An 11,317-nucleotide genomic window follows, 5' to 3' on the forward strand; every position below is an offset into this window, starting at 1 on the left:
CTCGCCGTCGCCCGGCACCGCGAAGCGGCTGCCACGTATCTCGAGGTGACAGCCGCAGGTCAAAAAACTTGAGCCCTAGGCCGCTTCACTTAGCGTGGGCGCTTTGCGACTCTCGCCCTTGCCGATCGTCAACAGGTCCCAGACCAGCAGAACCACGCCGCCGGTGGTCACCAGACCGAACAACAGGCGCCAGTGCATGGCCTGCTTGAACCAGACCTGATTCTGCGCCGCGAAGTAGCCTTCCCAGGTCGAACCACCCACGGCGCGCTCCACGAAGGACTGCTCGTAGCCGGCGATCAGGAGTGCCACCGTCATGCCCATCACGCCCAGGTTCAGCAGCGCCAACGCCCATTTCCATTTCCAGCCGTTGCCCGGCAGGTCACCACCCATCCAGACATCGCCGCGCCATTTCTGCGCGGCCAGATAGAAAAAGGCGATGTTGATCGTCGCGTACGCACCGAAGAACGCCAGATGGCCGTGTGAGGCGGACCACTGCGTGCCGTGGGTATACAGGTTGATTTGCGGCAGCGTATGCATGAATCCCCAGACACCGGCGCCTAAAAAGTTGCCGAAAGTGTGCGCGATGATCCACGCCAGCGCCGGATGGTTGCGGCTCCTGAAGTTGTGCACACCGGCGTCATAGACGGAATGCACGACCATCGCGACCAGCGGAATCGGCTCTAGTGCCGAGAAAAAGCCGCCGATCGAAAACCAGTAATCCGGCGTGCCGATCCAGAAGTAATGATGGCCGAGGCCCAGAATGCCGGAGCCAAACATCAGCGCGACTTCGATGTATAGCCAGGTCTGGACGATCTTGCGGCGCGCGCCCAACAGATGCATCAGGGACCACGCCATGATGCAGCCGACCAGCACTTCCCAGGTCGCTTCGACCCACAGATGGATCACCCACCACCACCAGTACTGATCCGCGGTGATATTGGTCAGGTAGAACATGCCGGCGACGTACAGGCCGGCCAGCGCGACCAGGTCCAGGGTCAGCACGCCCGCGATACCGGACCAGCGGCCCTTCATGAACGTCCCGGCGACGTTGTAGAAGAACACCAGCATGACCGCCACGATGCCGATGTCGGCCCAACGCGGGGCTTCGATATATTCGCGGCCTTCGTTGATGAACCAGATGCTCGCATCCTTGCCGGGACCGGTCTGGATCAGCAGGTACACCAGCACGACCACGGTGACTGCGGCGGTCAGCACGTAGAACGCAACATTGCCCCACTTGAGACCGGCGATCTCGGTGCCGCTTTCATCTTCGAGAAACCAGTAGATCGAACCGATGAAGCCGTACAGCAGCCAGACGACCATCGCGTTAATGTGCACCATCCGGTTGACGTTAAAGTCGAGGATGCCGTGCAGGAAACCGGGCGCGACGAACTGGATGCCGGAGAGCATGCCGAACAGCACCTGTGCGAGGAAGAGTACAACTGCAACGGCGAAATACTTGACCGCGAGTTGCTGACCGCCGTTCAGATGCGGGCTGTCCAGGGCATCGAAAGCGCCGGCGATGCGGTGGGGTAGTGCGGCGACGGAGTAGATCATGGCTGCACCTGTGCGTTCAGGGTCTTGAAGTTATGCGGGAAGCCGTTGGTGTCGATGGCCGACATCCATTTCAGGAAGGCGACCACGCCTCTCGCTTCCTCGTCGGTCAGACCGAGGTTGGGCATCACCCGGCCGGATCCGAAAGTCCGCGCGTTCCGCTCCGGATCCTTCAGAAACGTGAGCATCAAGGTTTCACGGCTGGCGGCGCTGATCCAGCCGGGATCGAGCCAGGCTTTCGTGAGGTCGGGGGCGTAGTAGGCCCCATTGCCGAGGAGGGTATGGCAATTCATGCAGTTCTTGGTCTGCACGGTTTTCTTGCCCAGGTCCACCAGGGTCTCCGCTTCCGCCTCGCTCAACGGCTTGCCGAACAGCGGCTCATCCTTGCCGATCACCGGGGCGTAGCGATTTTGTTTGTCGTCGAAGCGGTAGTCGATCTCCTGGTTGATCACGCTGTAGCTGCGCACCCGTTGGCCCCCGACGGATGTTTTCGACAGCGTGTCGAAGGTCAGCACGATCAGGATCACGAACGATCCGGCGGTGACCCAGATCGCGACCTTCTTCCAGAAATCCTCCGATGACCATCGGGGCGGGTTTGCGCTCATGGCGTTTTCCTTGCTGCAGTTGAAGAAAGAGGGTTGTCTCCGTCGTGGTCCGCGGAGACTTCCCGGTTTTCGGCATGCTCAGCGCGGTGGGTGGCCGCACACAGATGCCAGATCGCTTGCGGGGCCAGCAGATAGCCCAGCAGCATCAGGACGGTCACCAGGGTCCAGTTACCATGCAGATGGGCGGCCTGGGCCAGCGCGTAGACGGCGATGGCCAGCGTCGCGTAGCAAGCATAGGCCCAGGGCATCAGATGCCGACGGTTGCCGAGCCGCGCCCAGGCGAACAGCCCGGCATAGCCGGCACCGAACAGAATCACCGCCGCGGCCGAAAAGAAAGTCACGAAAAAATCCTGAAGTGCGACGGGTTCGATCACGGTTTCGATGCCTCGGCGACCAGGAGCGTCATCGGTAGTGGCTGTCCGCGCTCCGCAGGGAAGCCCGGTGTGCGTCGCCGCTGACGGGACGACGGCATCGCCTGGCTCATCCTGCGTCGGCGGCCAGTGCGCGGGCTGCCGGGAAAAGTACGTTTTTTTCCAGATGGATGTGCCGCATCAGACCGCGCTCCAGTGCTTCCAGCGCGCGGTAGTCGAAGCGGTAGTCTTCGAGCACGCGCGCGCCGGCGTTCGACGACGCCAGGTCCTTCAGTGGTATCTCTGGCGTGATGACCATCGGGGATCCTCCTTCAGTTGGTGTCGCTGGCGCCGGGTGGGCTGACGACAAAGGCGTCGGCATAGATGTCCTTCATCGATGCGCCGGCCAGGAATGCGTGCTTCTTGGCCGATTTGACCATCTCGGGATGGCCGCACAGGTATACGCGCCAGTTCTTCAGCGACCCGGTTTCCTGTAGCGCGATGTCGTGGACGCGGCCTCGCGCGTGGCCGGGGGGTGCCTCGGGTCCCGAAAGGCACGGTGTATAGTCGAAGTTCGGCTGGCTTCGGGCGAGATCCCGCAACTCGCGCGTCAGATAAAGGCCGCGGCGGTCACGGCTGCCATGGAACAGGCGGATCGGCCCGGAATGTCCACGCTGCAGTGCGTCGCGCGCGATCCCGAACAGCGGGGCCAGGCCGGACCCGGTACCCACCAGCAACAGGCCCTGGTCCTTGTCGCCGTCCGTGTAGAAGCATTCGCCGGCCGGGCCGCGGATGTCCACCCGATGGCCGGGACGAAGCTCCTCGTGTACCCAGCGACTGGCCCGTCCCTGCGGAACGCGTCGGACATGCAGATGCAGGTGTTCGTCGTGTTCCGGCACGCTGGCGAGCGAATAGCTTCGGCTGAGTTGCGCATCGCGGACCAGATTGATGAATTGGCCAGCTCGGTAATCGAGCGGGTCATGGCATTCCAGTACAACCTTCATGACCTCCGCGTTAAGCAGTTCGAGGCCTCGAACCGTTGCGGGAATGCTGCTGTCGTGGGCCGTAGCCTCCATGCTGGCGACTGCCAGGTTCTCGGTTGGCTGACACACACACGCGAGGAAGTGGTTGCGGGCCTTCAAGCTGTCCCGCAGCCCCTTCTGGGCGGCTGCGGGTGGCGTCCCATCGACGGCTCGCATCAGGCAGCTTTGACACAGGCCGCTGCGACAGGAGTGCGGGACAGGGATTCCTTGTTCCAGCAGACAGTCCAGCACTGACTGCCCTTCGCGGATGGGCCAGGAGTCGCGGCCGTAGCGCAGGATCGGCATCTCTCTCGTTCCTTAGTATTCGGCAGCTTGCTTGATGCGCGCAGTTCGTTGCGCTTAGCGGTTCAGCACGTCACTGCGGGTACTTTCCGCGATCGCGCCGACCTGGGCGATCAGTTCCTCGCGGACTCCCAGTTCTCGCAGCGTCGAGGCCAGATTCTCGATAACGGCATTCACGTGGCCGTCGCTGAGACCTCGTGGGACCAGGTGCGCGTGAGCGCGACGCATGTCCTGGCCGGTGTAGTGGTGCGGGCCACCGAAGGCCATGGTCAGGAAGGCCTTCTGCTTCGCAGCTTGCTGGTCCATATCCACGTCTTCGAAGAAGTGGCTGATGCGGTCATCGCTCAGCACCTTGCGATAGAAGATGTCCACCGCGGCGTCCACTGCCGGTTCTCCTCCGAGTTGTGCGTACAGGGAATCGTGGGTCTGGGTCCACCAATCGCTCATCTTGCTGGTCATGCGTTTGATCTCCGCGGCTTTTAAAATGGATTTATGATACAAGTTATCGCGCAGGGGCAGGCCATCGCCTTCCTTGATGTATCGATACGAACATGTATCTGAGATGTAAGAATAAGAAGCTGGTTGCGTGATGTCAATGATCTTGCTCATTGAGTAGCGCGTAATCTCGAATTTTTAAGAAGTACAAGCGATGCAGCTTACGCAGTTCACGGATTATTCGCTGCGGGTGTTGATCCACCTGGCGAGACTGCCGACACCCGGGGTCGCGACCGTCTCCGACATCGCCCGTCACTACGCTGTCTCGCGCAATCACCTCGTCAAGGTCGTGCACAATCTCGCGACTCACGGTTTCATCCAGACGACCCGGGGCAAAGGCGGCGGGATGCAACTGGCGAGGCCGGCGCGCATGATCGGCGTGGGCGAGGTGGTGCGCGTGACGGAGCCCAACATGAATCTGGTCGAGTGTTTTGATCCGAAGCTCAATGAATGCCGGATCGTCCGAGGTTGCTACCTGAAGGCGATCCTGCACGAGGCGCGACGATCGTTCATGCAGGTGTTGGACCATTACACCCTCGCCGACGCAGCCGGCGTCGATGCGTTGGTAACGAACGAGTCGGTAGCGTCCAGCGAGCGTGCTTCGGAGGTTGCTGGCTCCGGGGGTGGGAAATGAGGGATGTCATTCCTGTTGTCGAGCGGCGCTACTTCGCGATGCGGAAATTGCCAAGCAGCGTTATGTCCCGCTGGAGGGAGGGGCGCCGTTGCGGTTCTCGATCCGCTGCGCCGGTGAGTCTTGATCGGAGTCGTGTCTTACGCGAATGCGCCGACGACAACCCGGAATGCGGCGCCAGCCAAGCTTCGGCCAAAGCATCATCCATGCCTAATGACCGCCCCTCCGCCCAACTCGTCGCCGTGATCCTGCCGTTCCGATGGGACGTCGGCGGTGTGTTGCACGAAGCGAATCCGATAACCTCAACGTTAAGCGAGTCGCATGATGCGTCCGAGCCGATCCCACGTTCTTTTCAGCTATGGCTTCCGGCCTTTCTTTCTGCTGCTCGGCGTCTACGCGGTCGTCATCGTCACGCTCTGGGGTTTGACCCTAGCGGGTGTGCTGGCCTGGCGTGGTTCAGTCTCTGCGTTCATCGCACACGGCCATGAGATGGTGTTCGGGTTCGCCGGCTGCGCCATTGCCGGGTTTCTGCTGACGGCTGTCGCGACCTGGACTGGCCGGCCCCCGATCGCCGGACTGCCGCTGTTGCTGCTGAGTGGACTCTGGCTTCTCGCTCGGATCGCTGCATTGTGTCCGGATCGGTTGAGTTTCTCGGTCTGGGCCGCCGGAAGCTGTCTGTTCTGGCTGACGCTGTCTTTATTGATCGCACGGGAGGTGTTCGCAGCGCGCAATACGCGAAACTACAAGGTGCCGGCACTGTTGCTCGCCTTTTTGATCGCCGAGGCGGTGTTCTTCTCAGCGGGTCCGGAACACGGTGACGTTCAGGCTGCCTGCTTGCGGGTGGGGTTGTTCCTGGTCCTGGGGATGATTTCACTCGTTGGCGGCCGCATCCTGCCCGCCCTCACCCAGAACTGGCTGCGCGCGAACCGGCCGCAGCTCGCGATTCGGCTGCCGACATTCGACCGTCTCGACCGGGTGGCGGTGTTGCTGATGGGGATGTTCGCCGTGGCCTGGGTGGTGGTGCCCGATGGAGGGGGCACCGGCTGGCTCGGATTGGCTGCGGCGGCCGCACAGGCGGCGCGCGTGATCCGTTGGCGCGGCTGGCTGGCGGGTTCGGAGCCGCTGTTGTGGATCCTGCATCTGGGTTATGCCTGGATACCAATCGGTTTCGCGCTGCTCGGTCTTGCGTCGATCACCGGGTGGGCGCTACGCGATGCGGGTTTGCATGCGCTCGCCTACGGCGCGATCGGAACCCTGATTCTTGCGGTCGCGGCACGCGTGGCGCTCGGCCATACCGGAAGGCCCCTGATGGCCTCGGCCCGAATGCGATGGGCCTTCGTACTGATTAGCGTGGGGACCCTGGGACGGCTTGCCTCCGTATTCGCGAGCGAAGGCTTATGGCTGTCAGCTGGGTCGTGGGTCGTCGCGTACGGGCTGTTTATCTCCCAGTACGCGCCGATCCTGCTAAAGCCGAGAGTGGACCACAAGTGCTAGCAGCGCGTTGGGCCGATATGGCCGAGGTGACCTGACGGGCCGAATGGTGGCAGGTCTCCCTGAACCGTGAAACGCGGGCGTCCGCACTGTGTTCGTCGACTGCGGGCAAGCCGGAGCAAGTGACCCCGATTCAGTTCCTGAGTCCGGCTGGTAAAATGTGACCCCAGGTTCCCAGCTCACTGAGCGGCACCGGCCACACCTGGTCAGATGAATATCTTCAGTCAATTCGGTGTGTGAAATGGTTCCGAAGCGCAGCCCCATAGTCGGACCCTGGCTCGGTTCGGTCGCCTGCGGCGACGCGATGAGCGCACTGATCCGTACCAAAGACTGGTCGGCTACGCCCATCGGGCCACCTGAGGGCTGGTCACCCGCCTTGCGGATGATCGTGCAGCTCATGCTCGCGAATCGCTTTCCCATGCTGCTGTGGTGGGGCGATACGTTCTGCTCGATCTACAACGACGCCTACGTCCCCATTCTCGGCGCGAAACACCCCTGGGCGCTTGGCCGGCCCGTGAGCGAATGCTGGAGCGAGATCTGGGACGTACTTCAGCCCCTGATCGAGACGCCGTACCGCGGTGGCCCGGCCACGTGGATGGACGACCTCTGTCTGGAACTCAACCGGCGGGGCGTCCTCGAGGAGACCCATTTCACCATCGCGTATAGCCCGGTGCCTGACGAAACGGCGCCGAACGGCATCGGCGGCGTGCTGGCCACAGTGCACGAGATCACTGGGAAGGTTATCGGGGACCGGCGCGTGGCCGTCTTGCGCGATCTGGGCGCACGGTCTGCAGAGGCGCGGACGGCGGATGAAGCTTGTGCCGCCGCAGCCGAGTCGCTTTCCCGGCATCCCAAAGACCTTCCCTTCGCCCTGCTGTACCTGATCGACCCGGCCCGCAACGAGGCCCGTCTGGCGGGTGCCGCCGGCGTCGAGGCAGAACACCCGGCCGGTCCGGCAGTGATGTCTCTGGAAGACGTGCCGGATGAAACGCTGTGGCCGCTCCGGGCGGCGCTGCGAAGCGACGCACCGCAAACCGTGGAGAACCTGGATCTCTGCCCGGAAGACCGGGTGCCCGCCGGCCCGTGGTCGGATCCACCGAACATGGCGGTGGTGATGCCGATTCCGTCCAACAAGGCGCATGTCCCGGCAGGGTTTCTGGTGGCCGGTGTCAGCGCCCGAATCAGTTGGGATGACGCGTACCTGGATTTTCTGACCCTGGTAGCCTCCCAGATTGCCACCGGCATCGCGAACGCGCGCGAGTACGAGGAAGAACGGAAGCGCGCCGAAGCGCTGGCCGAGATCGACCGGGCCAAGACCGTCTTCTTTTCCAATGTCAGCCATGAGTTCCGCACCCCGCTGACCTTGTTGCTGGGTCCGACCGAAGAGGCCCTGGCGTTGCCTGACCAGGCCCTCCGGGGTGAAGGCTTGGCCACCGTCTTTCGGAATGCCCGGCGACTGCTGAAACTCGTCAACACCTTGCTGGACTTCTCCCGAGTGGAAGCTGGGCGGGTACAGGCCTGTTACGAACCGGTGGATCTTCCCGGCCTCACGGCCGACCTTGCCAGTGTGTTCCGAGCGGCGATTGAACGCGCGGGCTTACGGTTCCACGTGCACTGTCCGGCACTGCCCGACGGCGCAGAACCCGCCTATGTCGATCGGGAACTGTGGGAAAAGATCGTCCTGAATCTGCTGTCGAACGCCTTGAAGTTCACGTTGACCGGCGCGATCGAGGTGCGCGTCGAATCCCGAGGCGCGCAGGTCCAACTGGTCGTGCGCGATACCGGGATCGGCATTCCCGCGTCGGAACTGCCCCGTATTTTCGAGCGTTTCCACCGGGTACAAAACCGGGGGGGGCGAAGCCACGAGGGTTCCGGTATCGGCTTGGCCCTGGTGCGGGAACTGGTCAAGCTGCATGGCGGCAATGTGAGCGTCGACAGCGCCGAAGGCCGAGGCAGCACGTTCACCGTTACGCTGCCGCTGGGCAAGGGTCATTTGGATCCGCGACGGATCGGCCCGCCGTCGGGTCCGTTGGACCACGGCACCCGAGCGTCACCGATCCTTGAGGAGGCCTTGAACTGGCTCCCGGATGCCGAGCGGTCAGCAGAGCGGCCCGGGAGCCTGGAGCACGAGGTGTTGTTCGAAGCCGAGCCAGGTCGACGCGGGGAGCCCCGGTTGCGGGAGCTGTCAGGCCGTATCCTGTGGGCCGACGACAACGCCGACCTGCGTGCCTATGTGGCGCGACTCCTGGGCGAGCGCTTTCAGGTGGAAGCCGTGGCCGACGGTGAGGCGGCACTCGCTGCGGCCCGCACGCGACGGCCCGATTTGGTACTCGCCGACGTGATGATGCCCCGGCTGGACGGGTTCGGTCTGCTGCGTGCCCTGCGCGACGATCCGGCGACGGCCGGGATCCCGGTCATCCTGCTTTTAGCCCGGGCCGGCGAGGAAAGCCGGATCGAGGGTATGGGGGCCGGTGCCGATGATTATCTGATCAAGCCCTTCAGCGCGCGGGAGCTTCTGGCTCGGGTCGAGGGTGCTCTCAAGCTCGCCCGTCTGCGGCAGGAGAACGAGGATGCGCTGCGCGCGAGCGAGGAGCGGCTGAGCTTCGCACTGGAAACGAGCCGTATCGGAGCCTGGGACCTGGATCTGGTGGAGCACACCGCGTTCCGCTCCCTGCAACACGACCGCATCTTCGGTTACGAGCACCTTTTGCCCCACTGGACTTACGAACTGTTCCTCGAGCATGTGCTGCCGGAGGATCGTGCAGCCGTGGACGCTGCGTTTCGAACGGCCACCGACACGCGTCAGGACTGGAGCTTCGAATGCCGCATCCGGAGCGCCGATGGCGAAGTGCGCTGGATCTGGGCGGCCGGCCGGCACGGCATGGACGCCGGTGGCCGGCCGTGCCGGATGGCAGGTATCGTCCAGGACATCACCGAGCGCAAGCGGGTGGACGAGCAGCGCCAGCAGTTCGTGTCGCTGGTGGAGACCAGTCACGAGTTCATCGGCATGTGCGATCTTCAACTGAAGCCGTTTTACATCAACCCGGCCGGCTTGCGGTTGGTCGGTCTGCGGGATTTTGAGCAGGCGCTGGCAACGTCCGTGACGGACTTTTTCTTTCCCGAAGACAGGACGCTCATCATGGAGGAGTTCTTTCCCGGGGTGCTGAGGAGCGGCCACGGCGAAATCGAAATCCGTTTCCGGCATTTCAAGACGGGGGAGCCGCTGTGGATGATTTATGCCGTGTTTGCCCTCCGGGACGCGGCCGGTCAGACTAGCGGCTACGCGACGGTGAGCCGCGAGATCACCGAGCGCAAGCGGACGGAGCAAGCCCTGCTCGAGGCCGACCGCCGCAAGGACGAGTTTCTGGCGACGCTGGCGCATGAGCTGCGAAATCCGCTGGCACCGATACGGAACGGCTTGACCCTGCTGCGGCAAGCCGGAGGGGACGGGGCAAGCGCTGAACCGGTCCGCGCGATGATGGAGCGTCAGGTGGACCATCTGGTCGAGCTAGTTGACGATCTTCTGGAAGTCTCGCGGATCACGCGGGGCAAGATTGCGTTGAGAAAAGCGCGGATCGTGCTTTCGGATATTCTGGGTCAGGCACTGGAAACCAGTCAGCCGCTCATTCAGGCCGGTGCACATCGGATTACGGTCACCCTGCCGGAAGAACCGCTGCGCTTGGAGGCCGATCCCTCGCGACTCGTCCAGATTTTCTCGAATCTGCTCAACAACGCGGCCAAATACACCGATGCCGGCGGGCAGATCAGCATTACCGCGGAACGGCAGGGCAGCGAGGTCGCGGTCAGCGTCCGCGATACCGGGATCGGCATTCCCGCCGAGATGCTGCCCAAGGTCTTCGACCTCTTTGCCCAGGTTGACCGCACCCTTGGCCGTGCGCAGGGCGGCCTCGGCATCGGGCTGGCACTGGTGCGGCGCCTGGTCGAGATGCACGGAGGACGGGTCGACGTGCGTAGTGACGGCGCCGGCCAGGGCAGTGAATTCCTCGTGCATCTGCCTCTCGCGGTCGAGCCTACGGTCGGAATCGAATCGCCGGCAGCGAGTCGGGCGGCATCGATCGGTGTGTCAGCGGGTCGTTTGCTGGTGGTGGACGACAGTCGTGACGCGGCGGACACCCTGGCCTTGCTGTTGCAGACGTCGGGGGCTGAGGTCCGGGTGGCCTATGACGGGCCGTCGGCCTTGAAGGTGGTCTCGGAATTCAAGCCTGCCGCGGTGCTGTTGGATCTCGGAATGCCGGGAATGGACGGTTATGAAACGGCGCGCCGTATCCGGGAGTTGCCGGGCGGCACCGAGATGGTGCTAATTGCTTTAACCGGCTGGGGCCAGGATGACGATCGACGCCGCACCCGCGAGGCGGGGTTCGATCACCATTTGGTGAAACCGGTCAACTTCAGTCTGTTGCAGACCCTACTGGCGTCCTTGGGGCCGGCCGAGCATAAAGCCTGACGCCCGTGAGTCGTCCGCCGTCTGCCCTGGAGCGGTGACGCCCTCGTTTCGCATGCGCCCTGAGCCACATGGCTGGCGTGTGTTACGCGAAATGGCTGTTGACGGCTCACCCCAGATCTCCCGTTTCTTGGCGGATTTCCGGTCACTCCGCCTCTCCGCATGATTTGGGCTGTGGACCGCAGCACAGCGCGGATTCGGCCAACAAGCGGGTTTCGACGAGTTGGGCCGGAGCGGGAGTTGTGCGGTTCGTGTCCGATGCGCCGAGCTATCTCTCAGGTGGCGCATGAAGAGGCCAGAATCGCCTGGAGGAACTGCAGCACACAACCGATCTTGCCGCGGTGTGCGGAGGGAGATATGGGGTCAGGGAGCTTGCTGGTTGGGGCTGGGCCAGCGCAGGGGCG

9 protein-coding genes are annotated in these 11,317 nt (G+C 63.3%); 3 read left to right on the plus strand and 6 right to left on the minus strand.

The window, feature by feature from the left end:
- Positions 1–75: 75 nt before the first annotated feature.
- The 6 genes from BWR02_RS20145 to BWR02_RS20170 all read right to left on the minus strand — a co-directional run bounded on the left by BWR02_RS20145 (position 76) and on the right by BWR02_RS20170 (position 4,293).
- Positions 76–1,557 (minus strand): cbb3-type cytochrome c oxidase subunit I, encoded by a 1,482-nt coding sequence (locus tag BWR02_RS20145; protein ID WP_139559705.1) that lies wholly within the window; start codon positions 1,555–1,557, stop codon positions 76–78.
- Positions 1,554–2,159, minus strand: a complete 606-nt coding sequence (locus BWR02_RS20150; protein WP_139559706.1) for a c-type cytochrome — start codon at positions 2,157–2,159, stop codon at positions 1,554–1,556. Before BWR02_RS20150 ends, BWR02_RS20145 begins: the two co-directional genes overlap by 4 nt.
- Positions 2,156–2,533, minus strand: a complete 378-nt coding sequence (locus BWR02_RS20155; protein ID WP_201276346.1) for a hypothetical protein — start codon at positions 2,531–2,533, stop codon at positions 2,156–2,158. Before BWR02_RS20155 ends, BWR02_RS20150 begins: the two co-directional genes overlap by 4 nt.
- Before the next feature lie 106 nt (positions 2,534–2,639).
- Positions 2,640–2,828: a hypothetical protein gene (locus tag BWR02_RS20160; RefSeq protein WP_139559707.1), complete on the minus strand. Its 189-nt coding sequence runs from the start codon at positions 2,826–2,828 to the stop codon at positions 2,640–2,642.
- A gap of 13 nt (positions 2,829–2,841) precedes the next feature.
- Positions 2,842–3,837 (minus strand): 2Fe-2S iron-sulfur cluster-binding protein, encoded by a 996-nt coding sequence (locus BWR02_RS20165; protein WP_139559708.1) that lies wholly within the window; start codon positions 3,835–3,837, stop codon positions 2,842–2,844.
- Positions 3,838–3,891: 54 nt separating this feature from the next.
- Positions 3,892–4,293, minus strand: coding sequence for a group I truncated hemoglobin (locus BWR02_RS20170; protein WP_139559709.1), 402 nt, complete (start codon positions 4,291–4,293; stop codon positions 3,892–3,894).
- A gap of 190 nt (positions 4,294–4,483) precedes the next feature.
- On the opposite strand from BWR02_RS20170, the gene BWR02_RS20175 reads away from it, so the two are divergent.
- From BWR02_RS20175 to BWR02_RS20185, 3 genes are all read left to right on the plus strand, one after another.
- A complete protein-coding gene (locus BWR02_RS20175; RefSeq protein ID WP_139559710.1) occupies positions 4,484–4,963 on the plus strand; it encodes an RrF2 family transcriptional regulator in 480 nt (159 codons plus the stop codon).
- A gap of 321 nt (positions 4,964–5,284) precedes the next feature.
- Complete coding sequence (locus BWR02_RS20180) at positions 5,285–6,454, plus strand: NnrS family protein (protein WP_162560260.1); 1,170 nt, start codon at positions 5,285–5,287, stop codon at positions 6,452–6,454.
- Between the two features lie 238 nt (positions 6,455–6,692).
- On the plus strand, positions 6,693–10,916 hold the full coding sequence (locus BWR02_RS20185; protein WP_139559712.1) for an ATP-binding protein: 4,224 nt from the start codon (positions 6,693–6,695) through the stop codon (positions 10,914–10,916).
- Positions 10,917–11,317: the final 401 nt, after the last annotated feature.

Origin of the sequence: Methylotetracoccus oryzae, assembly GCF_006175985.1 — a bacterium.
GTDB classification, from domain to species: Bacteria; Pseudomonadota; Gammaproteobacteria; order Methylococcales; family Methylococcaceae; genus Methylotetracoccus; species Methylotetracoccus oryzae.

What these genes read in the sequence shown, in the direction of transcription:
- BWR02_RS20145 (WP_139559705.1), bottom strand. Translation starts at nt 1,557, where the DNA reads ATGATCTACTCCGTCGCCGCACTACCCCACCGCATCGCCGGCGCTTTC.
- BWR02_RS20150 (WP_139559706.1), bottom strand. Translation starts at nt 2,159, where the DNA reads ATGAGCGCAAACCCGCCCCGATGGTCATCGGAGGATTTCTGGAAGAAG.
- BWR02_RS20160 (WP_139559707.1), bottom strand. Translation starts at nt 2,828, where the DNA reads ATGGTCATCACGCCAGAGATACCACTGAAGGACCTGGCGTCGTCGAAC.
- BWR02_RS20165 (WP_139559708.1), bottom strand. Translation starts at nt 3,837, where the DNA reads ATGCCGATCCTGCGCTACGGCCGCGACTCCTGGCCCATCCGCGAAGGG.
- BWR02_RS20170 (WP_139559709.1), bottom strand. Translation starts at nt 4,293, where the DNA reads ATGACCAGCAAGATGAGCGATTGGTGGACCCAGACCCACGATTCCCTG.
- BWR02_RS20175 (WP_139559710.1), top strand. Translation starts at nt 4,484, where the DNA reads ATGCAGCTTACGCAGTTCACGGATTATTCGCTGCGGGTGTTGATCCAC.
- BWR02_RS20180 (WP_162560260.1), top strand. Translation starts at nt 5,285, where the DNA reads ATGCGTCCGAGCCGATCCCACGTTCTTTTCAGCTATGGCTTCCGGCCT.
- BWR02_RS20185 (WP_139559712.1), top strand. Translation starts at nt 6,693, where the DNA reads ATGGTTCCGAAGCGCAGCCCCATAGTCGGACCCTGGCTCGGTTCGGTC.